Source organism: Chitiniphilus purpureus (assembly GCF_025642115.1).
GTDB classification, from domain to species: Bacteria; Pseudomonadota; Gammaproteobacteria; order Burkholderiales; family Chitinibacteraceae; genus Chitiniphilus; species Chitiniphilus purpureus.
Genome location: NZ_CP106753.1, coordinates 2209157 through 2231358, shown reverse-complemented (window position 1 = coordinate 2231358; position 22202 = coordinate 2209157). Strand labels below are relative to the sequence as shown.

Sequence of the window (22202 nt, the reverse complement as noted above, 5' to 3'; positions counted from 1 at the left end):
CCACACGCAATCGGGTCGTGCTCGACGGCACATTGCTTGAACTGCCCGCGTTACGGCATACGCCGGCGGGAATCGCGGTTCAGGAAATGGTCATCGGCCATGAATCGCAGCAGCAGGAGAACGGCGCGCCGCGCCGGGTGCTTGCCAATGTGAAAGCGGTGTCGGTCGGCACGCAGGCCATCGCGATGGGTGGCCTGCAGCTGGGTCAGGCGTTGCGGGTGCACGGCTTTCTCGCCGCGGCCAGCCAGCGTTATCCAGACCGGCTCGTATTGCATATCGACGAATACGAATTGTTGAATTGAGGAAAATCATGTCTCGCAATCTGTTCAAGCGGAAAAAATTCTGCCGCTTCACCGCTGAAGGCATCAAGGAAATCGACTACAAGGACATCGGCCTGCTCAAGGACTTCGTGTCCGAGAACGGCAAGATCATCCCGGCCCGCATCACGGGCACCAAGGCGCGTTACCAGCGTCAACTGTCCACCGCCATCAAGCGCGCGCGCTTCCTGGCGTTGATGCCGTACACCGACCTGCACTGATTCGGGGGAACAAGAACATGCAAATCATTCTGCTCGAAAAAGTCGCCAACCTCGGTGCCCTTGGCGACGTGGTCAAGGTCAAGGATGGCTTCGCCCGCAATTTCCTGATCCCGCAAGGCAAGGCCAAGCGCGCCACCGAAGCCAATCTGAAGGAATTCGAGGCACGCCGCAGCGAACTGGAAGCACGGCAGGCCGAGATCCACAGCGCAGCCCAGGGCCGCGCCGAGAAGCTGCAGGATGCCACTGTCACCATCGCCCAGAAGGCCGGGGTCGACGGGCGTCTCTTCGGTTCGGTCACCAACGCGGACATCGCCGAGGCGATCACCGCTGCCGGCACCGAAGTGCAGAAATCCGAAGTGCGCCTGCCCGAAGGCCCGCTCAAGCAGCTTGGCGAATACAACGTCACGCTGGCACTGCATCACGATGTGACCGTCGACGTGCGCGTCGTGGTGGTTGCCGCCGCCTGATCGGTCGCACTTGCGTGTGATCTGCAACGGGGAGGTCGAAAGACCTCCCCGTTTTTCGTATCCGCTCCACTGACGGCACGACGCGACCTATAATCGGCCCTGATTCCCCTTGCACGAACACAATGTCCACATCATCGAGCAATCCGACCGAGATCGCCCGCGAAACATTGAAGCAGCTTGCGGTACGCCGCATAGCGCCGACGCCGGATCATTACGAAGAGATCTATCACAGCATCGCCGGAACGCCGGAAGCCGAGCGGTTGCATCCGCTGCTGCCCGAGCTTGCCGGGATGATGAGCACCCTGCCCCGTCAGACCCCTGAGCTGCGACGCAACATCGATGCGTTGCGCGAAGCGGGCCGCAACGGTGAATGGAGCAAGATACCCGAGCTGGTCCTGCGGGCGGTCCAGCAACAGAACGGCCAGGCCCATCTGGCGCGCGGCTGGGCAGATCTGATCCGCGAGCTGATCCGGCAATGGGATGCGCGCGGCGGCGGCTACACGCTGGCGCAGAAACGCGAATCGCTGGAGCGTGTGCTGATCAACTTCGGCAACGACACCGATGGGCTGAATGCCAAGCTCGACGGTCTGGTGCGCGCCTGGTCCGAATCCACGCCGGACAGCAATTTCTTTGAAGCGCTGGAGAACACGGAAGCGCCAGCGGCGACGTCCGCCGGCGGCAGCTGGAACGATTGGAAGGAGGCGCTGGCCAGCACACTGGAACTGGGCGTGTCCGGCCGTCTGCCGGCCTATCCTGATCTGGCGCAGGAGACACTGGCACTGTCGGCGGAGGCACGCGCGGTATTGACCGAGGCTGACCTGCAGCTGCTGCTGCCGCGGCTGAAGAAGTTCTGGCTGCGACTGGAACTGGCCAATACACAGGAGCAGCGCCTGTGCGACGGCCTGCTCAACCTGCTGCGCCTCTTGACCGACAACATGAGCGAACTGGTGGTCGAGGACGATTGGCTGCACGGCCAGATCTCGGTGCTGCAGGACATCATGGGCCGGCCACTGGACATGAACCTGGTCTACGATGCCGAGACCGGGCTCAAGGAGGTGATCTACAAGCAGAGCATGCTCAAGCAGAACCTGCTCGAGGCCCAGAGCGCGCTCAAGAACATGATCGCCACCTTCGTCGACCGGTTGGGCTTCCTCTCCGACAGCACCAGCCAGTACCACCTCCGGATCAGCCAGTACGCCGACGATATCCAGCAGGCCAAGAATCTCACCAACCTGCGGGCGGTGATGGAAAACCTGCTGCAGGATACGCGCTCGATGCAGCTTGACGTGCAACGCAGCCGCGACGAGCTGCTGGTGGCCCGCCAGCAGGCCGACCAATCCGAAACACGGGTCCGCGAGCTGGAACAGGAGTTGCTCGATGTCAGCGAGCAGGTCCGCTCGGACCAGCTTACCGGCGCGCTCAACCGGCGTGGTCTGGAGGAGAGCTTCGAGATCGAAGCCGCGCGCCTTGCCCGTTCCGGCAATCCGCTGGCGGTCGCCCTGCTGGACCTGGACAACTTCAAGCAGCTCAACGACCAGCGCGGCCACGCCGCCGGCGACAGCGCGCTGATCCATCTGGTGCGGGTGGTGAAGGAGCTGCTGCGGCCGACCGACGTGGTGGCGCGCTATGGCGGAGAGGAATTCGTGCTGCTGTTACCCGAAACCGGCATCGACCAGGCGGTCCACGTGCTGCAGCGCCTGCAACGCGAGCTGACGCGGCGCTTTTTCCTGCATGAGAACCGCAAGCTGCTGATCACCTTCAGCGCCGGGGTCACGCTGGCGCGCCCGGGCGAGGACCGCTTCTCAGTGCTCAGCCGGGCCGACGCGGCCATGTACCGGGCCAAACAGGCCGGCAAGAACCGGGTCGAAATCGACGACTGAGCCAGCGGTGGCTCCGCCCGCTCAATGCCCGTCGAACAGTTCCTGCGCCTGAACCACCGCGGTTCCCAGCTTGCCCACGACGATGCCGGCGGCCCGGTTGGACCAATCCATCGCCTGCGGCAGATCGAGCCCGGCCGCCAGCATCAGGCCCAACGTGGCGATCACGGTATCGCCCGCACCCGAGACATCGTAGACCTCGCGTGCCACGGTGGGCTTGTGCGTCACGCCCTGCGGCCGGAACAGCGTCATCCCTTCCTCACTGCGCGTCACCAGCAGGGCATCCAGATTGAGCTGCTCGCGCAGCGACTGCGCCTTGACCGAGAAATCGCCGTCGTCGCGCCAGTGCCCCATCACCTGGCGGAACTCCGACCGGTTGGGTGTCAGCAGCGTTGCGCCACGGTAGTGGCTGTAGTCGTCCCCTTTGGGGTCGACCAGCACCGGCTTGCCGGCGGCCCGGGCGGCCGCGATCATGGCCTCCACATGCCTGAGCCCGCCTTTGCCGTAGTCCGACAGGATCACCACATCGGTCGCAGCGAGCAGACGGCGAAAGTCATCCAGTTTGTTTTCCAGGACGTCGTGGCTGGGCATCTCCTCGAAATCGATGCGCAGCAATTGCTGCTGCTTGGCCAGCACCCGCAGCTTGACGGTGGTGGCAATGCTTGCGTCACGGTGCAGCTGGGTGCTGACCCCGCTCGCGTGCAGCAGGCGTTCCAGGCTGTTGCCGGGCTCGTCGTCCCCCACCACCGCAAGCAGCGTTGCCTGCCCGCCCAATGCCGCGATGTTGCGTGCCACATTGGCCGCACCGCCGGCACGCTCGTCGGTCCTGCGGATGCGCGCCACCGGCACCGGAGCCTCGGGCGAGATACGCTCCACATCACCGAACCAGTAGCGGTCCAGCATCACATCCCCCACCACCAGCACCCGGGCGGCGGCAATGGCGCTGCGCAGTGCGGGCAGGTCAGCGGCGACCGATGGCTTCATATTCGATTCCGTATTCCTTGACCGCCAGCGGGTCGAACAGATTGCGCCCGTCGAAGATCAGGGGCTGTTTGAGCAGGGCCTTGATGCGCTCGAAATCCGGGCACTGGAATTCCTTCCATTCGGTGACGACCAGCAGCGCATCGGCGCCGGCGAGCGCCGCCAGCGGGCTGTCGGCGTAGTCGATACGGTCGCCCAGGATGCGTCGCGCTTCGTGCATCGCCACAGGATCGAATGCACAGACAGTGGCACCGCGGCTGAGCAGCTCGTTGACGATCACAAGGCTGGGCGCCTCGCGCATATCGTCGGTGCGCGGTTTGAACGCAAGCCCCCATAACGCGAAGCGCCGGCCGGCAAGGTTCTCACCCAGCCGTGCCGTTACCTTGTGCACCAGCCGCATCTTCTGTACGTCATTGGCCGCCTCGACCGCCTGGAGCACACGCAGGTCCATGTCGTGCTCCTGCGCGGTCCTGCACAGCGCCTTCACATCCTTGGGAAAGCACGAACCGCCGTAGCCGACGCCCGGATACAGGAAGCTGTAGCCGATGCGCGGGTCGGAGCCGATGCCGCGCCGCACCAGCTCGATATCGGCACCGAGCACTTCGGCCAGATTGGCCAGCTCGTTCATGAACGAGATGCGGGTGGCGAGCATGGCATTGGCGGCATATTTGGTCAGCTCGGCCGAACGCACGTCCATCACCAGCGTGCGATCGTGGTTGCGCTGGAACGGCAGATAGATGCTGCGCATCACATGGACGGCCCGCTCATCGTCGGCACCGATCACGATGCGGTCGGGTTTCATGAAATCCTCGACCGCGGCGCCTTCCTTCAGGAATTCGGGATTGGAGACCACGCTGTACGGCAGGGCGATGCCTCGGGCGGCGAGCTCCTCGGCGATGGCGGCCTTCACCTTGTCGGCCGTGCCGACCGGGACGGTGGATTTATCCACCACCACCTTGTAGTCGGTCATATGCCGCGCGATATTGCGCGCCGCCGCCAGCACGTATTGCAGATCGGCCGAGCCGTCCTCGTCCGGCGGCGTGCCGACCGCGATGAACTGCACCGTGCCATGCGCCACCGAAGCCGCTAGGTCGGTGGTAAAGCGCAGCCGGCCTGCCGCGGCGTTACGCCGGACGATCTCCTCAAGACCGGGTTCATGGATGGGGATCTCCCCGCGCTGCAGCATCTCGATCTTGCGCGAGTCCACGTCCAGACACAGCACGTCGTTGCCGTGCTCGGAGAGGCAGGCGCCGGTCACCAAGCCGACGTAGCCGCTGCCAATGACGGTGATCTTCATATTCAGCCTGCGATCTGTTGGTTGATCTGGGTCAGCGTCGCCACCGGGTCGGCGCTGCGGGTGATGGGCCGGCCGATCACCAGGTAGTCGCTGCCTGCGGCAATGGCGGCCTGCGGGGTCATCACGCGCTGCTGATCGTCAAGGCTGGCATCCGGCGGGCGGATGCCCGGGGTCACCAATTTGAAATCCGCCCCGCACGCGGCCTTGAGCAGCGCCGCCTCCTGCGCCGAGCAGACCACACCGTCCAGCCCAGAGGCATGCGCGAGGCGCGCAAGGCGCTCGACCTGGACCGCGGGCTCAGGCAGCCCCAGTTCGGCAAGCCCGGCCGCATCCATGCTGGTCAGTACGGTGACAGCGATCAGCAGCGGCGGCTGCGACAGCGCCGCCAACGCCTCCTGCGTGGTTTCCATCATCCGGCGCCCGCCCGAGGCATGCACATTCACCATCCATACGCCAAGGCTGGCCGCCACCTTGCACGCCTGCGCCACGGTATTGGGGATGTCGTGGAATTTCAGATCGAGGAAGACCTCGAAGCCGCGTGCGGCGAGCTGTTCCAGGAGCTGCGGCCCGGCGGCGGTGAAGAGCTCCTTGCCGACCTTGAGCCGGCACAGCACCGGCGAGACGCGTGCGGCGAACGCAAGCGCGCCGGCGGCATCGGGATAATCGAGCGCCACAATGACGCGTGGATCGGATTTGGACATCGCTTGCCTTTTATGCGGTGCGGTTCTTGCGTCCCCGCACCGGCGGATAGGTTTCCCATTCCGAGCATGCCGGGCAATGCCAGAAATACTGGCGGGCCTTGAAACCGCAGGTGCTGCAGTAGTAGAGGGTCTGCTCCCGGGTGGCCTCGGTCAGCAGCTTGCCGATGATCTCCAGCTCATACTTCTGGTCATCGGGCGCGACCAGCAGGTGCGCTTCCAGCACCTTGCGCAGGCCGGGCATGGTCGGGTGGGCCTTGAGCTGCTCGCGTACGAACTCGTAGGCGGCATCCAGGCCACGCTGTGCCATCAGGCGTTCGTAGACCAGATCCAGCACATCCAGCTCGGGATACTGGCCCAGCAGCCGCAGCAGCAGCAAGGTGCCCTCCTCACCCCGTCCGAGCGCGTCGTACGACGCCAGCAGCTTGCGTGCGATCAGCGCCAGCGCCAGCGCATCCTGGCTCTCGACATCCAGCCAAAGGTCGATCGCCTGCTGGTGGCGGCCGCAGCCCTGCTCGATCTCACCCAACAGCAGCTTGGCGCGGGCGCACTGCCGGTTCTCCGCGAGCGCCGCATTCAGATGCTGTTGCGCCACCTGCTGCTGCGAACGCGCAAACGCCTGCTCGGCCAGCTCGCAATGGAACTGCGCGATCTCGTGCTGGTAGCTTTGGCTTTCATCACGCAGCTGTTGCGCGGTCTCGATCGCCTTCTGCCAATCCTTTTCCTGCTGGTACACCGCCAGCAGCTCGTTGCGCGCCCGGCGCGCGTAGTCGGTGTTCTGCAGCTCGGTCAATAGCGTCTCGGCGCGGTCGAACAGGCCGGCCTTGAGGAAATCCTTCGCCAGCTCGAATTGCGCGGACTGGCGTTGCGTCTCGCTCAGGTCGCGCCGCTCCAGGAGCTTCTGGTGCATGCGGATGGCCCGCTCCAGCTCGCCGCGGCGGCGGAAGAGGTGGCCAAGCGTGAACTGCAGGTCCACTGTCTCGGCATGGTGGCGGGCGATATCGACATACACATCGACCGCCTGGTTGGTCTGGCCGTTGAGCAGGAAGTTGAGACCCTTGAAATAGGCGGCCGGCAACGAGCGGGTCTCGGACAGCACGTGTTTGATGTCGACACGCGCGGCCAGCCAGCCCAGGCCGAAGAACACGGGCAAGACAATCAACCACCAGTAGGGGAAATCGGACATAGCGGACCAGGAACCGGCGCTAGGCACTTATACGGCGTCGCGCGGTTGTTCGAGCAGCGGATCGGGCGCGACCGGCGCGGGCGGCGCCGTCCTTGTACGCAGTTCCTTGCGCAGGGCCGCCAGCTCCCGCCGCTGCCGGACCACCTGCGCCAGCGCTGCCAGCACCCCCAGTGCCGCGCCGGCGACAAAGAACACCAGCAGCACCAGCGCCAGCGGTGCCTGCCAGGCGTATCCCAGGAAGAATCTGAGCGAGACCGGGTCGGCATTGTTCATGGCAAAGCCGAACAGGAGGGCGAACAACAGGAACTTGATCAGCCAGAGCAGATAACGCATGGACAGGCTCGCGCGATGCAAAGTAGGCGCCATTGTAGCCGATTCGTCAGGATACGGCCCATACGCAAAACCAGGCCCATGCAGGGTGATTACAAAAAAAAACGGCACGCTCACGCGTGCCGTCGATGCTTCATGAAACTACAGGAGCGCATCGACGCGCTCGCGCAGCTCCTTGCCCGCCTTGAAATGCGGCACGAATTTCTCCGGAACCTCGACTTTGCTGCCGGATTTCGGATTGCGCCCCATTCTGGGGGGACGATAGTTCAGGTCGAAGCTGCCGAAGCCGCGAATCTCGATGCGACGGCCTTGAGCCAGGCTCTTGCCCATCGCATCGAGAATGGTCTTGACGGCCAACTCAGCATCTTTCGCCACCAGCTGCGGATAGCGGGCAGTGAGCTTTGCAATGAGTTCGGACTTGGTCACGACCAGGGTTCCTTATTCGTTCGAACCGGAAAGCTTGGCCTTGAGCAGCGCGCCAAGATTGGTGGTGCCGGCAGTGGCGTCGGAGGACAGCTGGCTGATCGCTGCCTTCTCCTCGCCCAGGTCCTTGGCTTTGATCGACAGGTTGATCGAGCGGTTCTTGCGATCGACGTTGATGATCATGGCTTCGACCTCGTCGCCTTCCTTGAGCACCGAACGGATGTCTTCGACGCGGTCGCGCGAGACTTCGGTCGCGCGCAGGTAGCCTTCCACGTCCTCGGACAGCCCGATCACAGCGCCCTTGGGATCGAGCGACTTGACCGTGCCCTTGACGATGGCACCCTTGTCATTGGTCGACACGAAGTTGCTGAACGGATCGCCTTCGAGCTGCTTGATGCCCAGGCTGATGCGTTCCTTCTCGGTATCGATCGACAGCACCAGTGCCTCGACTTCGTCGCCCTTCTTGAAGTTGCGCACGGCTTCCTCGCCCGCCACGTGCCAGGACAGGTCGGACAGGTGCACGAGGCCATCGATGCCGCCGGGCAGGCCGACGAACACGCCGAAGTCGGTGATCGACTTGATGGCACCCTTGATCTTGTCGCCCTTCTTGAAGTTCTCCTGGAACTCGTCCCAGGGATTGGCCATGCACTGCTTCATGCCAAGGCTGATACGGCGCTTTTCCTCGTCGATGTCGAGGATCATCACCTCGACCTCGTCACCCAGCGACACCACCTTGGACGGATGGACGTTCTTGTTGGTCCAATCCATCTCGGACACGTGCACCAGACCTTCGATGCCTTGTTCGATCTCGACGAACGCGCCGTAGTCGGTCAGGTTGGTCACCTTGCCGAACAGGCGGGTGCCTTGCGGGTAGCGACGCGACAGGCCCACCCACGGATCTTCGCCCAGTTGCTTGAGGCCCAGCGAGACGCGGTTCTTTTCCTGGTCGAACTTGAGCACCTTGGCTTCGACTTCGTCGCCCACGGCCAGCACTTCGCTCGGGTGCTTGACACGGCGCCATGCCAGGTCGGTGATGTGCAACAGGCCGTCGATACCGCCCAGGTCGACGAATGCGCCGTAGTCGGTGATGTTCTTGACCACGCCCTTGACCACCACGCCTTCCTTGAGGGTCTCGAGCAGCTTCTGGCGCTCTTCGCCGAGGCTTTCCTCCAGCACGGCGCGGCGCGAGACGACCACGTTGTTGCGCTTGCGATCAAGCTTGATCACCTTGAATTCGATCTGCTTGCCTTCGAACGGCGTGGTGTCCTTGACCGGACGGATATCGACCAGCGAACCGGGCAGGAAGGCGCGCAGACCGCTGACCATCACGGTCAGGCCGCCCTTCACCTTGCCGGAGATCACACCGGTCATCACAGCGCCCTTCTCCAGCGCATCTTCCAGCTCGATCCAGGACGCAAGGCGCTTGGCCTTTTCGCGCGACAGCTTGGTCTCGCCGTAGCCGTTCTCGAGGCTGTCGATCGCCACCGGAACGAAATCGCCGACCTTGACTTCGACTTCGCCGCGGTCGTTCTTGAATTCTTCCAGGGGGATCAGGGATTCGGACTTCAGGCCGGCATTGACGGTGACGAAGTTATGGTCGACACCGACGACCTCCGCGGTGATCACCTCGCCAGAACGCATTTCCTGGTTCTTGAGGCTTTCCTCGAACAGGGCGGCAAAGCTCTCCATGGAGCCGGACACAGTAGCAGTAGTCATTAAGGAAATTTCCAGACACTCCCGACAGGAAGCAGGGAGCAGGGTTGGTTGCACTTTGCCGGCGGCGCCTTGCGCACCGCCGGCACCGGTTCCCCTTGTTACGGGGAAGATACGATTCTAGAGATTTCCTTTTTTTCGATCAAGCGCTTAGCCGCGCCTGCTCACGCTGACGACCGGGCCTGCCACCAGTCCAGCACCTGCGCCACCGCGCTGTCGATGTCCATGCCACTGCTATCCAGCAGCAGGGCATCGGGCTGTTGCTGCAGCGGCGCGACCGCGCGGTCGCGGTCGCGCGCATCGCGCGCTTCCAGTTCGGCGGTGATGGCCGCCAGATCCGCGGGCTCGCCGCGGGCGATCAATTGCCGGTAGCGCCGTTCGGCGCGCACGGCGGCGCTGGCGGTCAGGAAGATCTTGAGTCCGGCATGCGGAAACACCACCGAGCCCATGTCGCGCCCGTCAGCGACCAGACCCGGCATCTGCGCAAAGGCACGCTGCCGCGCCAACAGCGCGGCACGCACCGCCGGCAAGGCGGCCACGCGCGATGCGCCCACGCCGATCGCCTCGCTGCGGATCGCCGTGCTGACCTCGTCGCCATCCAGCCAGACGCGTTCGCCGGCGAACACGGCATCGAGTGCTGCCGCCACGCTGGCGACGCCGGTCTCGTCATCCCAGTCCACGCCCCGCCGCCCCGCCGCCAATGCCGCCAGGCGATAGAGCGCCCCCGAATCCAGGTAATGGAAACCCAGCCGCTCGGCGACGCGCTGGGCCACGGTGCCCTTGCCCGACGCCGAGGGGCCGTCGATGGCGATGATGGATACCAGGCTCATCGGAAAGTCGTCTCCCCAAATGCAATGCCGGCGGGAACACCCTGCCGGCCTTGGTCATTGTATAACGCTGTTGCGCGTCTCACGGCTTGGACAGGCCCTTGGTGCGCGCCTCCCAGGCCACGCGCGTGCTGCTGGCGCGCTCGATGTAATGGGTGAGCCCGGCGGCATCGCCGGCTTCGAGCAGGTGGATCAGTGCCTGCAACTGGCCGACATTGCGCTGCAGATCGGCCAGCACCGCCTCGCGGTTGGCCAGCGCGATATCCCGCCACATTTCGGGATGCGAGCCGGCGATGCGGGTGAAGTCGCGAAACCCGGTGGCGGCGAAATCGAGGCACTGCGCCACGTTGCCGTGTTCGAGCAGCGCATTCATGTAGGCGAACGCCACCAGATGCGGCACGTGGCTGACCGCGGCAAAGACCGAGTCGTGCTCTTCGGGCGACATCCGGTACACCGCTGCGCCGCACAGCCGCCACAGGGTTTCCAACCGCTCGATCGCCTCCGGGGCCGATTCGGGCAGGGGCGTCAGCACCACGCGGCGCCCTTCGTAGAGGCCGTAGCGCGCAGCCGCGGCGCCGGACAGGTCGGAACCGGCGATCGGGTGGCCGGGTACGCAGGCCGGCAGGTGCGCAGCCAGATGGGCGCGGTAGAGCCCGACCACGTCGCGCTTGGTGGAGCCGGCGTCGGTCACCAGGCAATCGCCTGCCAGATTCGGCGCGATCGCCTGCATCAACGGCTGCATCTGGCCCACCGGCGCCGCGATCAGCACCAGATCGGCGCCCTGCACCGCCTGCGCAGGGTCCTGGCTTGCCGCGTCGATCACCCCGAGTTCCAGCGCGCGCTCCAGATTGGCCTGGCTGCGGCCAACCCCGACCACCTGCGCCACCTGCTGCGCGCGCTTGAGCGCGAGCGCAAAGGAACCGCCGATCAGTCCCGTACCGAGCAGTACGAGTTTGCGCACCATGGCCATGCCCTATCCAGAATCCTGCAGATGACGAAGCCCGACATGGTACCCGATGCCGGCCGTGCCCGGTGGCCACGGCAGGACCGTACCGGCCCTTGCGCTCTGGTGCATGGTCGGCGTGGCCTTCTGATCCGGTCCGGCTGACCCGGCATGGTCAGAGGGTGCGCCCGACCGCGGCGGCGACCGCGGCCAGGGTGCGCATCAGTGCCTGCAACTCATCCGGCGCAAGCGCCTGATCGGCATCGCACCAGGCTTCGCACGGGTTGGGATGCATTTCGATCAGCAGGCCGTCCGCGCCTGCTGCGATGGCGGCCTGCGCCAAGGCGGGCACCATCCATGCCTTGCCGGCGGCGTGGCTGGGGTCGACGATCACCGGCAGGTGGGTCTCGCGTTTGAGCGCCGGGATGGCGGTGATGTCCAGCACATTGCGGTAGGCCGTCTCGAAGGTGCGGATGCCACGCTCGCAGAAGATGATGCTGTGGTTGCCGCCGGCGGCGATGTACTCGGCCGCCATCAGCCATTCGCTCAATGTGGCGGACAGCCCACGCTTGAGGATGACCGGTTTGTTGACCCGCCCCACTTCCTTGAGCAGGTCGAAGTTCTGCATGTTGCGTGCGCCGATCTGGATGACGTCGACATCGTATTCCATGAAGGTGTCGAGCATCCGCACATCCATCAGCTCGGTCACCACCGGCAGCTTGTACCGCTGCGCCGCGCGCTGGAAATACTCCAGCCCGATGACACCCAGGCCCTGGAAGGCATAGGGACTGGTACGCGGCTTGAACGCGCCGCCGCGCATCAGCCGGCAGCCGGCCGCGGCCACCCCGGCGGCGGCTTCGTCCATCTGCGCCTGCGTCTCCACCGAACAGGGCCCGGCGATCACTTGGATCTGCTCGCCGCCGATGGGCACGCCGCGCACCTTCACCACTGAGCCTGCAGGATGCAGGGCGCGCGCGACGATCTTGTATTGCTTGGTCACCCGGGTGGCGCGCTCCACGCCGGGCAGGATCTCGACATGGCCGGCATCGAGCAGGTTCTCGTCGCCGATCGCACCGATGACGACCAGTTCGGCACCGCGCGAGACATGCTCGCGCAGACCGGCCGCGCGGATATGCGCCACCACCGCGTCGATCTGTGCGTCGGTGGCCTGGCGTTGCATCACGATGATCATGGTGGGACGATCCTGCCTTGTCGATACGATAAGCGACAGTATGAACGGGATTTCCCGTGCCTGCGCACGCCGCGGCTGGTGCGCTAGTCGTGAGCCACGCTGCGTAGCGCATCCCCTTCACCTGCCGCCAGGCCGCGATAGCAGCACCACCCGCCCACCGCAGCCGCCACGGCGGCGAGCGTGAAGACCCATTGCCCGCCCAGCAGCGCCCAACCAGCACCGGCGAGCAGTCCACCCAGGCTGCCGCCGGCGCCGAACGACACCCCGATATACAAGGCCTGCCCCTTGGCCTGATGCGGGCCGGCAAAATGCCGATGCACATAGCCCATGGCAGTGGCATGGCAGACGGCAAAGGTGAAGGCATGCCCCAGCTGTGCCAGCAACAGCCAGGGCAGCGACGGTGCGCCCCAGCCGATCAGCAGCCAGCGCGCCGCCGCTACGACGAAGGTGGAAAGAAACAGCGCCTGTTGCGTCCAGCGCGCCGTCAGGCGGCTCATCATCATGAACACGGCGATCTCGGCCACCACACCCAGCGTCCACAGCCAGCCGATGCTGCTGGCCGGCACGCCGTGGTCGGTGATGTAGATCGAATAGAAGCTGTAGTAAGGGCCGTGCGAGAGCAGCATCAGGAAGCAACCGAGGAACACCAGCCGCACCTCGCGTCGGCGCAGGATCTGGCCGAACGGCGCAGCGGGTACGGTCTCGTGGGCAAGCGGTGCCGGATGGGGCAGCATCCAGGCGTAGAGGGCCAGCCCGGTCATCACTGCCACCACCGTCACCGGCAACACCGTCACACCCATCGCCTGCATCCAGTAACCGGCCAGCACCGAGGAGACGATGAAGCCGATCGAGCCCCACACCCGCAGCCGTGCGTAGCGGGCACCGTTGCCCTGCAACAGGCCCATGGTCAGTGCCTCGACCAGCGGCAGCGCCGCGCTCCAGAAGAAGGTGGCGATCAGGAGCGCGACAAACATGCCGGCAAAGTGCTGGGTGAACAGCAGGCCGACAAAGCCTGCGAGGCTGCCCACGCCCGCCAGACGCAGGATCAGCGCCCGCCTGCCGGTACGGTCGGCCAGCCAGCCCCAGATCGCCGGCGCGTAGATGCGGTTGATCTGGGTGAGCGAGGTCAGGATGCCGATCTGCCAGGCAGGAAACGACAACGCCGCCAGATAGACGCCCCAGTAGGGCTGGAACAGGCCGGTGAAGCCGAAATAGCAGAAATAGAAACCGCCGATCGCAAACAGACCGGCGGTACGTGGCGGCGCGGCCTGCATCAATGTTCGCGGAACTGCTGGGCGGCCACGCGCAGGTAATAGCACATCGAAACGATGGTCAGGATCGCCGCCACGTCGAGCGCCAATCTGCCGACCAGGGCGGTGGAGACGCCCGGAAGCAACGGCCCCCACCACAGCAGCAGCAGGATGGCGACCATCTGCGCTCCGGTCTTGAGCTTGCCGATATAGGCCACCGCCACGTTCTTGGACTTGCCCAGCTGCGCCATCCATTCGCGCAGCGCCGAGATGGTGATCTCGCGGCCGATGATGACCACCGCCAGCCAGCCCGAGGCCCGGTCCAGCTCGACCAGCACGATCAGCGCGGCGGCCACCATCAGCTTGTCGGCCACCGGATCGAGAAAGGCACCGAAGCTGGACGTCTGGTTCCAGCGGCGGGCCAGGAAGCCGTCGAACCAGTCGGTCAACGCCGCCACAGCGAAGATCAACGCCCCGCTGATGTTCTTGCTGGTCATCGGGATCATGCCGTCGGGCAGATAGAACAGGCCGACGAAGACCGGGATCAGCGCAACGCGCAACCAAGTAAGCAGGATGGGCAGGTTCAGGGGCATTGCGCTGAGGTTGTAAGCCGCAAAAGCCGCATTCTAGCCCGAATCGCCGGCCACCGGTGCCTGCATTCCACTACAGGCTGCTGCCATGGCTTACGTCGCCACCCGCATTCATCCCGATTGATATTGACGCGACCGTTGCCGATGTCGCGGCTCCGGTTCCCGCACCACCTTGCACTGGCAATGAATCGACTGCGCCACCTGCCCGACCTCTGGCCACCCTGCCTGCCGACAGGCATCCATGCGGCTTCCCGCCCGATCGGCGAAGAGCCGATGTCAAGCCGCAGCTGCATGGGTACAGCCGGAAGCGGGGTCGGCACGCCCTGCAGCGGCAGCCTGTTTGCGAGGACCGACGGCTGGTGCATATCGATGCCGAGGTTCCTGCTCGGCGAGGACAGCCACGACATAGTGGGGTTGGCGGGGCTGGGAGCGGCTTCGTCGTCCCCCGTCACGGCGCCGGGCACGGAGAATTCCAGCCCGCTGCAGCCATGCTTGGCCAGTGGCCGCAGCCAACTGTGATGGCAGCAGGATTGGTCCCCAATCCATCATTGCGACGATGACAGCCCATGCCGTTGCCCGGGTGAACAAGACGCGCTACTGCGGCGCAAGCTCCTGATCACCGTTGACCAGGCTTGATCCGCATTGCCAGCGTGGCCCCCATGGCGCCGTGCCAGCTGCAACCTGCGTAGACTCGCGGTTTTCATTGCACCGGACCCACATGCTGATTCGCCCCACCACCGTCGCCGACCTGCCCGAGCTGTTCCGCCTGCGGGCGCAGACCCGGGAAAATGCGCTGGGCCCTGAGTATCTGGCCACGCTGGGCATCACCCCCGCGACTGCCGCCGCCAGCCTTGTCAATGGCGACACCCGCGGCTGGCTGTGCGAGGTCGACGGCCGCATCGTCGGTTTTGCCAGCGGTGATCGCACCAGCGGCGAAATGCTGGTGCTGGCGGTGCTCCCCGACTTCGAAGGCCGCGGCATCGGTCGCCGGTTGCTGAACGAAGTGGTCGCCTGGCTGCAGGTGTGCGATTGCCCACGCATCTGGCTCACCGCCAACCCCGACCCCTCCGGCCGTGCCTATGGCTTCTATCGCCGCTGTGGCTGGGCTCCTACCGGCGAAGCCAGCGGGAACGATGAGGTACTGGCGTACGGCGTGCGTCAGCCGCGCAATGCGGTATAGATGCGCTCCGCCAGCTCGTCGTTGATGCCCTCGACCTGCATCAGGTCGTCGATGTTGGCGGCCTTCACGCCCTGCAGGCCGCCGAAGCGGGCCAGCAGCTTCTGCCGGCGCTTGGGGCCGACCCCAGGGATGTCCTCCAGGCTGGAGGCGATACGGGTCTTGGCACGACGGGCGCGATGGCCGGTGATGGCAAAGCGATGCGATTCGTCGCGGATCTGCTGGATCAGGTGCAGGCCGGGGTGGTCGGCTGGCAGCCGGATCACGTCGTGGCTGGTCGCCACGATCAGTTGCTCCAGCCCGGCCTTGCGGGTTTCGCCCTTGGCCACGCCCAGCAGGATGGGCTGGGTCAGCCCCACTTCGGCCAGCACGCCCTCGGCCTGCGTCAGCTGGCCCTTGCCACCGTCGATCAGGATCAGGTCCGGGACCACGCCCTCGCCGCCGGCGATCTTGCCATAGCGTCGCGTCAGCACTTGCTTCATCGCCGCGTAATCATCGCCGCCGGTGACACCCTCGATGTTGTAACGGCGGTATTCCTTGGGCTGCATGTCGCCACGGTCGAACACCACGCAGGATGCCACCGTTGCCTCGCCCAGCGTGTGCGAGATATCGAAGCATTCGATGCGCTGTGTCTCCTCGGGCAGATTGAGCGCTTCGACCAGCGCATTCAGGCGCCCGGCCTGGCTGGCCGACTGGCTGACCCGCTGCAGGATGGCGAACTCGGCGTTCTTCCTCGCCATCTCCAGCCAGACGCGCCGCTCGCCGTTGGGATTGCAGTTGAGCAGCACCTTGCGGCCGGCCTGCGCGCTCAGCGATTCGGCAATCAGCGCCGCATCGTCGGGGGCGGGATGGCAGATCACCACCGGCGGCACGCTGCGCGCCAGATAGTGCTGCGCCAGGAAGGCCGCCAACGCCTCGGCGGTCGTGTAATCCTCGGCATGGCTGGGGAACAGGCTTTTGTCGCCGACGTGCCGCCCGCCGCGGACCATGGCCAGATTGACGCACAGCATGCCATTGACCGTCACGCAGGCGACGATGTCGGCATCCAATTCATTGGTGTTGCTGGAGACGAACTGCCGCTCCTGCACCTTGGCCAACGCCTGGATCTGGTCGCGCAGGCTGGCGGCGAGCTCAAAATCCCACGCCTCGGACGCGGCCTGCATCCGCGCCTCCAGCTCGCCCAGCAGCTCGTTGGCCTTGCCTTGCAGGAACAGCACCGCATTGTGCACATCGCGGGCATAGGTCTCGGATGGGACCAGATCGACACATGGCGCCGAACAGCGCTTGATCTGGTGCAGCAGGCAGGGGCGCGAGCGGTTGGCGAACACCGTGTCCTCGCAGGTGCGCAGCTTGAATACCTTCTGCAGCAGTTGGATCGATTCCTTGACCACATAGCCATTGGGAAACGGCCCGAAATACTGGTTGCGCTTGTCGAGCGCGCCACGGTAGTAGGCCAGCCGCGGATACTTGTGGCCGGTGACCACGAGGTAGGGGTAGCTCTTGTCGTCGCGGAACAGGATGTTGTAACGCGGCGCGAGCGCCTTGATCAGGTTGTTTTCCAGCACCAGCGCTTCGGCTTCGGAGCGCACCACCGTGGTCTCGATCCGTTCCACCTGGTTCAGCATCAGCCGGATGCGCGGCGAGTGATCATTCTTCTGGAAATACGAACTGACCCGCTTCTTCAGATCGCGGGCCTTGCCGACGTACAGCACGGTGCCGTCGGCGGCCAGATAGCGGTACACGCCAGGCAGGTTGGGCAGGCTTTTGACATGGTCGGCGAGACGTTGCTCGCGCGAAACGGCGGAGTCGTTCATGGGGGATCGGAGCGAGAAACGCGCCTTATTCTACGCGCCGGCACGGTTGCGACACAGCGACGCGCGCCAGTATCGGCGCCGCGGATGCCGGGAAGATGGGGCAAACCGCGGGACGATCAAGCGGGCAGGCTCCCGCAGATGCCGGGCGGCAGGTGGAATTCAGCGGCCGGTGACGTCGCCGGGCTCTCCATCCGCCACCTGCTCGTCCAGTGAGAATGTCGGGGGCGGCGGTTCGGCACCGGCTTCGATCAGGTAGACGAAGGCCAGCAGCTCGGCGACGGCACGATACAGTTGCGGCGGGATACGCTGGTCCAGATCGACCTGCATCAGCATGGCCACCAACTCGGGGGATTCATGGACGAACACCCCGGCTTCGCGCGCCTTTTCGATGATGCGCTCGGCCAGCATCCCCTGCCCCTTGGCCACCACGCGCGGCGAACCGCTCCCCTCCTGGTAGGCCAGCGCTACCGCCTGCTGCCGGTCCGGCGTGCCGTATAGGACCTTACGAGCCATCGGACCCTGGTGCTCCTTCCAGTTGGAAGCGGGCCGCGCCCAAGGTCAGCCCGGCTGCCTCGAACTGCTGGCCCAGTTGTGCCTGGTGCGCACGCAGCTGCGCCAGCGTGGCAGGTTGCCGGGACGCGAACTGCAGGTTGAATTGCCCCTGATACAGGGTCGCGGTGATCGAGATCGCGCCCAGCTTGGGCAGCGTGAGGTTGAGCTGGGTCTGCCAGTGCTGCGCCGCCGCGTCGACCTGACCGTCGGCGTCGCGCTCGTTCTCCAATTGCACCCGCCATTCGAGCGGCTGACCGGGCCACGCCTGTCCCTGCCAAATCAGCGGGCGCTGTTCGATCGCATCGAGCTGTTGCTGCACCAGCCCTTTGAGCAGGGCCTGCGATTCCGGGGCAAGGGCCTCCGGCGCACCGGCAAGATTCAGCAGCGAACGCGCCTGGGCGGCCGGGTCGGTGCCGCTGGTCTGGCCCGCCTCGGTCGCCAACCGCGGCATCTGAGCCTGCGGCTCGCGCAGCAACGCCTGCAGGCTGCGCTCGCCCTTGACCCATTCGGCCTGATGCGCTTCATAGAACAAGCCGCTTTCGGAAAGCGCGCCGGACAATCTGGCAGCCAGGTGCGCCGCATCGGGCTTGCCCTCGAACAACGGCTCGCTGCCCTGCAGGGCAAGCGCTTCCCTGCCCCCCTCGCTGCGCTGCCCGGTCAACAAAGTCGAGAGATAACGTGCCGCCTGGCTCAGCGCTGCTTCCCGCGTCTGCGGCATGGGCAGCTGTGGCACCGGGGCCTGGTTGTTGGCGAACGTGAGCTTGGGCTCGCGCGCCACCACCGTCAGTTCCATTTCCTCACCTGGCTGGGTGTTGCGCGGCAGATTCAGGTCAAGCAGCTGATCCTTGATCAGCACGGCAAAACGCCCATTGGGCAGCTGCTGCACCACGGTGGCCTGCACCCGCTCGCCGACGGTGAAGCGCAGTGCGTCGTCGGGCGTGGGCTTGAGGACCTCGATCAGCCCCTGCTGCGTCTTGACGTAGAGCTGCAGCAGGCTGACCGAGGTGTTGCCGGGCAGCATGCGTCAGCCCTGGCGTTCGGCGCGATACAGGGCCGCGATCAGGTCGGCCTCGCCGCGGCTGATACCGCATTCGCGCACCATGGCCTCCACATCGGCACCCTGCCTGGCCATCCGGATGGCCTGGGCATAGGGCGTCTCCTCGGGTGCAGCGACCGGGGGAGCGGCAGGCGCCGCATAATGCAGATGTGCACCGGCCGCAAGGCTGACCCGGAGCGCTTCGACCTCACTGCGCAGAGTGGCCAGTTCCTCCTCCAGCTCGGCATGGCGTCGCCGCCATTCGCGCGGCAGGGCTTGTGAACGGGCTTTCCTGAGGAACAGCAGCAGTTCGGCGGCGTAGAACAGGATCAGCGCCAGTCCAAGATAGAGAAGCTGCGGCCAGGTGATGACAATGCCATTCATGCTTGCCCGCTCCCAGGGCATCGGGTCGATCAGTGCGTCCCCGCGCGGCAGGCCGGCCTCGACACGCTCAGAGGCGGTAGGCGCTGCGCAATCTGGATGAATTGTGTATGCCGTTGAGCATCGTAGCCAACTGTGGACGCCAGGCCTCGGCCAGCCCGGTCAATTCCTCGATGGCCGCCTGGGTGTCGAGCAACAGCGCCCGCAGCGCCTCGCGCTCCACCTCAGCATAGCTTTCCCAGTCGATATCGCCCAACGCCCCCTGCAGTGCAAGCCACGCTGGCTGCTGCGCCAGCATCTCATCCCACCGCGCGCCCCTTGCGTCCTCCAGCATACGGCGGGTCAGGAAATTGAAGGCCTGCAGCAGTTGTGGCAACGACGCCGCTTCAGGCCCGGCCATAGCTCAGCGTACCTGCGTTGCGATCCGGGACCGCTGGCGTTTCCGGCGGCGGCTGCTGCGGTACGGCGCCGGCGATGGTGATGCTCTCCCAGGCGTCCTTGAGGTCGACCAGCAGGCCGAGCACATGCTCCAGCAGGTCGGCACGGTTGTGAAGGTTGGCCTCGAACAACTGCCCGATCATGTAGAAGTAGAGCGCTTCTAGGTTGCCCGCGAGCTCGCCACCCTGTTCCTTGTCCAGCGAGACCCGCAGGCCCTCATCGATGATCGAGATCGCCTTGCTGATGGCAGCACCCTTGGCAGCGATGTCGCCGCTTTCCATATGCAGCCTGCCCAACTGGACCGCCTTGATGGCACCCTCATACAGCATGACCACGAGGCGGCCGGGGCTCGCCGACTCGACCGTGGCCTCAAGCCCTTGCTTGCCGTAGGCGTCCAGCGCCTTCTTGACTCCAGCTCCGGTTGACATGGGACAGTCCTTTGAATGCTTACTTGTTGTTGCTGGCCAAGTTGTTCAGCATCGAGAGCTGCTGGCCCAGATAGCTGCTGGTCGAATTCATCGTCGCGATCTGCACGTCCAGCGCAGTGAACTGGGCACGATAGCGCTTTTCGATGTCTTCGAGGCGCCGATTGAGCGAGGTCGACTGGCTGGCGATGTTCTTGATGTCCTGATTCAGCGCGTTGAGCCGGCTCTTGAGCAAGCCCTTGTCCGACATCAGGCTGTTCAACGTGGTATCGAGCTTGCTGGCAAAACCGCGGCTGAAGGCCACCGTACCATAGCTGCCGGCGGTGTCGCCGGTCACATTCAGCTGCAGCCCTTCGGCGGCACCGGCGCCGGTGAGCGTCTGCCCGCTGCCCTTGGCCGTCTCGCCGTTGATGGTGCCTTCCACATCCTTGCCGGTGCCCATCTGCGCCACCCTGAAACCATAGGTGGTCTCGGCGGTGGGGCCGGTACTGGTGATCTGCACGCTCGATGCGCTGCCGTACTTGTTCGAGGTCATCTCGAACTTCATCGTATCGGCGTTGTAGGTGACGGTCACCGAGGCACCGGCCTTCTTGAGGCTGGGGTCGCCATTGACCTTGGATTGGATCTCCGCGGCCAGCGCCGCAGGCGACGCATAGTTGCCCGGCGTGAGCTTGACCTGCCCGGAGGATGCGCCGTCGACCGCCACCATCAGCATGTCGTTCTGATCAGCGACGATGTCGAACGCGCTGCCGGCCACAGCGAGGCCGCTGAGCGCACCGCGGGTTGCCGGTTGGGTGACGTTGATGGCAAAGCTGCCGGTGCTGGTGGCTGCGCTGGAGGAGATGTAGCTGACCCGCGCGTCGCTTGCGACGCCATTGACGGCAAACAGGCTGGCCACGTCATCCGGTCGTTCGTTGAGCGCGGTCTGCAGCTTGCCCGCATCGAGCGTCATCTTGCCCTTGGCATCGAAGCTGATGCCCACCGCACCGAGGCTCTGGAAGTGGCTGCCGCCCCCCAGCGCCTGGTTCAACGTGCCACGGATCGTGCTTTGCATGGTCCGGATCACATAGTCGCCGTTGAGCACGCCGCTGCTCTTGTCTTCCTGGTTGTAGAAGCTGAGCGAATCGGCCGCCTTGGCGAATTCGTTGTAGGCATCGACGAAATCCTGCACCGACTTCTTCACACCGCTGGTGTCGCGAGAGACATTGAGCGAGGTGCTGACCGGATTGCCGCCGCTGTCGAGCGTACTGATCTTCTGCAGTGTCAGCGTCACGCCCTGCAGTACGTCACTGACCGTGTTGGTCGGTTTGGTGATCTCGATGCCGTCGAGCGTGAACTTGGCATCCTGTGCCGCCTGGGTCTGCGACAGGTTCTTGGTCGCGGTCGGATCGTAGGCGAAGCGCGACAGCCCACTGGTGTCAGTGGCATTGCCGTCGTCATCCTCGACCTGGACGCGCAGGCTGTTGGCGCTGCCGCTGTCGGTCGACGACAACAGCAGGCGATAGCCGCTGCCGTCATTGACGATGGTTGCAGTGACGCCGGCCTTCTTGGCGTTGATGGCGTCGCGCAGGCCGGTCAATGTGTTGTTGGTGCTGTTGACGTCGACTGTGAACGCACCTTTGTCGCCGTTCACGGTAAAGCTGTTGTCGCCCGACTTGTAGGTGCCGAACTGGATGGTGAGCTTGCCGGTGCCGACGGGCGAATTGACGCTGGTGAACACATCGGACTTGAGTTTCTGGCTCTGCGCCAGCTGCTTGACCGCGAGGGTGTAGCTGCCCGCCTGCGCCGTCACTGCCGTGGACACGGTGCCGATCGCCGAATCGCCAAGGCTGCCCTGCACGCTCTTGTACGCACTGGCACTCGACAGCGACAGCACCCGGGCCTGGAACGAGGAAAGCGCACTTTGCAGCGAGCCGATGGCCGAGATCTTGGCCTGCGCTTCGGTACTCTTGGTCTGAAGCTTGGTCAGGGGCTGACGCTCGATGTCCATCAGCTGGGAGATGATGCTGTTGACTGGCAGCCCGGAACCCAATCCTGCCGATGTAAGCGTAGCCATGGGCCTATCCT

Annotated in this window: 24 protein-coding genes; 5 read left to right on the top strand and 19 right to left on the bottom strand. The window is 65.0% G+C overall.

Features of this window, described 5'->3' with window-relative positions; translation table 11 throughout:
* Positions 1 to 17 precede the first annotated feature (17 nt).
* From priB to N8I74_RS10375, 4 genes are all read left to right on the top strand, one after another.
* Entirely contained in the window at positions 18 to 302 is a 285-nt protein-coding gene (priB, locus tag N8I74_RS10390) for a primosomal replication protein N (protein WP_263122966.1), read from the top strand.
* A gap of 8 nt (positions 303 to 310) precedes the next feature.
* Positions 311 to 538 (top strand): 30S ribosomal protein S18, encoded by a 228-nt coding sequence (gene rpsR, locus N8I74_RS10385; RefSeq protein ID WP_263122965.1) that lies wholly within the window; start codon positions 311 to 313, stop codon positions 536 to 538.
* A 17-nt stretch (positions 539 to 555) separates the two neighbouring features.
* The gene (rplI, locus tag N8I74_RS10380) at positions 556 to 1005 is read left to right on the top strand and encodes a 50S ribosomal protein L9 (RefSeq protein ID WP_263122964.1); all 450 of its coding nucleotides are present in this window, start codon (positions 556 to 558) and stop codon (positions 1003 to 1005) included.
* 122 nt (positions 1006 to 1127) lie between these two features.
* Positions 1128 to 2885, top strand: a complete 1758-nt coding sequence (locus N8I74_RS10375) for a GGDEF domain-containing protein (RefSeq protein ID WP_263122963.1) — start codon at positions 1128 to 1130, stop codon at positions 2883 to 2885.
* A gap of 21 nt (positions 2886 to 2906) precedes the next feature.
* On the opposite strand, the gene rfaE1 is transcribed toward N8I74_RS10375, so the two are convergent.
* From rfaE1 to pgsA, 12 genes are all read right to left on the bottom strand, one after another.
* On the bottom strand, positions 2907 to 3866 hold the full coding sequence (rfaE1, locus tag N8I74_RS10370) for a D-glycero-beta-D-manno-heptose-7-phosphate kinase (protein ID WP_263122961.1): 960 nt from the start codon (positions 3864 to 3866) through the stop codon (positions 2907 to 2909).
* A complete protein-coding gene (locus tag N8I74_RS10365; protein WP_263122959.1) occupies positions 3844 to 5160 on the bottom strand; it encodes a UDP-glucose dehydrogenase family protein in 1317 nt (438 codons plus the stop codon). The genes rfaE1 and N8I74_RS10365 overlap by 23 nt, the downstream gene beginning before the upstream one ends.
* A gap of 2 nt (positions 5161 to 5162) precedes the next feature.
* Positions 5163 to 5861 (bottom strand): orotidine-5'-phosphate decarboxylase, encoded by a 699-nt coding sequence (gene pyrF / locus N8I74_RS10360; RefSeq protein WP_263122957.1) that lies wholly within the window; start codon positions 5859 to 5861, stop codon positions 5163 to 5165.
* A 10-nt stretch (positions 5862 to 5871) separates the two neighbouring features.
* Positions 5872 to 7044 (bottom strand): lipopolysaccharide assembly protein LapB, encoded by a 1173-nt coding sequence (lapB, locus tag N8I74_RS10355; RefSeq protein WP_263122956.1) that lies wholly within the window; start codon positions 7042 to 7044, stop codon positions 5872 to 5874.
* 27 nt (positions 7045 to 7071) lie between these two features.
* Positions 7072 to 7377, bottom strand: a complete 306-nt coding sequence (locus N8I74_RS10350; RefSeq protein ID WP_263122955.1) for a LapA family protein — start codon at positions 7375 to 7377, stop codon at positions 7072 to 7074.
* A 138-nt stretch (positions 7378 to 7515) separates the two neighbouring features.
* The gene (locus N8I74_RS10345) at positions 7516 to 7800 is read right to left on the bottom strand and encodes an integration host factor subunit beta (protein ID WP_263122953.1); all 285 of its coding nucleotides are present in this window, start codon (positions 7798 to 7800) and stop codon (positions 7516 to 7518) included.
* 12 nt (positions 7801 to 7812) lie between these two features.
* The gene (gene rpsA, locus N8I74_RS10340; RefSeq protein WP_263126742.1) at positions 7813 to 9486 is read right to left on the bottom strand and encodes a 30S ribosomal protein S1; all 1674 of its coding nucleotides are present in this window, start codon (positions 9484 to 9486) and stop codon (positions 7813 to 7815) included.
* 188 nt (positions 9487 to 9674) lie between these two features.
* A complete protein-coding gene (cmk, locus tag N8I74_RS10335; RefSeq protein WP_263122952.1) occupies positions 9675 to 10340 on the bottom strand; it encodes a (d)CMP kinase in 666 nt (221 codons plus the stop codon).
* Positions 10341 to 10419: 79 nt separating this feature from the next.
* A complete protein-coding gene (locus N8I74_RS10330; RefSeq protein WP_263122951.1) occupies positions 10420 to 11301 on the bottom strand; it encodes a prephenate dehydrogenase in 882 nt (293 codons plus the stop codon).
* Positions 11302 to 11455: 154 nt separating this feature from the next.
* The gene (gene aroF, locus N8I74_RS10325) at positions 11456 to 12472 is read right to left on the bottom strand and encodes a 3-deoxy-7-phosphoheptulonate synthase (RefSeq protein ID WP_263122950.1); all 1017 of its coding nucleotides are present in this window, start codon (positions 12470 to 12472) and stop codon (positions 11456 to 11458) included.
* An 83-nt stretch (positions 12473 to 12555) separates the two neighbouring features.
* Positions 12556 to 13746 carry an MFS transporter gene (locus N8I74_RS10320; RefSeq protein WP_263122949.1) on the bottom strand — a complete coding sequence of 397 codons (1191 nt, stop codon included), beginning with the start codon at positions 13744 to 13746 and terminating at the stop codon, positions 12556 to 12558.
* Positions 13746 to 14315, bottom strand: coding sequence for a CDP-diacylglycerol--glycerol-3-phosphate 3-phosphatidyltransferase (pgsA, locus tag N8I74_RS10315; RefSeq protein ID WP_263122947.1), 570 nt, complete (start codon positions 14313 to 14315; stop codon positions 13746 to 13748). The genes N8I74_RS10320 and pgsA overlap by 1 nt, the downstream gene beginning before the upstream one ends.
* A gap of 715 nt (positions 14316 to 15030) precedes the next feature.
* Between pgsA and N8I74_RS10310 the strand changes: the two genes are divergently transcribed.
* Positions 15031 to 15492: a GNAT family N-acetyltransferase gene (locus tag N8I74_RS10310; RefSeq protein WP_263122946.1), complete on the top strand. Its 462-nt coding sequence runs from the start codon at positions 15031 to 15033 to the stop codon at positions 15490 to 15492.
* Here N8I74_RS10310 and uvrC read toward each other — a convergent pair.
* The 7 genes from uvrC to fliD all read right to left on the bottom strand — a co-directional run bounded on the left by uvrC (position 15471) and on the right by fliD (position 22191).
* Positions 15471 to 17303, bottom strand: a complete 1833-nt coding sequence (gene uvrC / locus N8I74_RS10305) for an excinuclease ABC subunit UvrC (protein WP_263122943.1) — start codon at positions 17301 to 17303, stop codon at positions 15471 to 15473. The genes N8I74_RS10310 and uvrC overlap by 22 nt on opposite strands.
* A 159-nt stretch (positions 17304 to 17462) precedes the next feature.
* Positions 17463 to 17816, bottom strand: coding sequence for an EscU/YscU/HrcU family type III secretion system export apparatus switch protein (locus N8I74_RS10300; protein WP_263122942.1), 354 nt, complete (start codon positions 17814 to 17816; stop codon positions 17463 to 17465).
* The gene (gene fliK / locus N8I74_RS10295) at positions 17806 to 18876 is read right to left on the bottom strand and encodes a flagellar hook-length control protein FliK (RefSeq protein WP_263122940.1); all 1071 of its coding nucleotides are present in this window, start codon (positions 18874 to 18876) and stop codon (positions 17806 to 17808) included. The genes N8I74_RS10300 and fliK overlap by 11 nt, the downstream gene beginning before the upstream one ends.
* Positions 18877 to 18879: 3 nt before the next feature.
* Positions 18880 to 19275 (bottom strand): DUF2802 domain-containing protein, encoded by a 396-nt coding sequence (locus tag N8I74_RS10290; RefSeq protein WP_263122939.1) that lies wholly within the window; start codon positions 19273 to 19275, stop codon positions 18880 to 18882.
* Between the two features lie 67 nt (positions 19276 to 19342).
* Positions 19343 to 19672, bottom strand: a complete 330-nt coding sequence (locus N8I74_RS10285) for a flagellar protein FliT (protein ID WP_263122938.1) — start codon at positions 19670 to 19672, stop codon at positions 19343 to 19345.
* Positions 19659 to 20138 carry a flagellar export chaperone FliS gene (gene fliS / locus N8I74_RS10280; protein WP_263122937.1) on the bottom strand — a complete coding sequence of 160 codons (480 nt, stop codon included), beginning with the start codon at positions 20136 to 20138 and terminating at the stop codon, positions 19659 to 19661. The genes N8I74_RS10285 and fliS overlap by 14 nt, the downstream gene beginning before the upstream one ends.
* 19 nt (positions 20139 to 20157) lie before the next feature.
* Positions 20158 to 22191 carry a flagellar filament capping protein FliD gene (gene fliD / locus N8I74_RS10275; RefSeq protein WP_263122935.1) on the bottom strand — a complete coding sequence of 678 codons (2034 nt, stop codon included), beginning with the start codon at positions 22189 to 22191 and terminating at the stop codon, positions 20158 to 20160.
* Between the last annotated feature and the right edge of the window lie 11 nt (positions 22192 to 22202).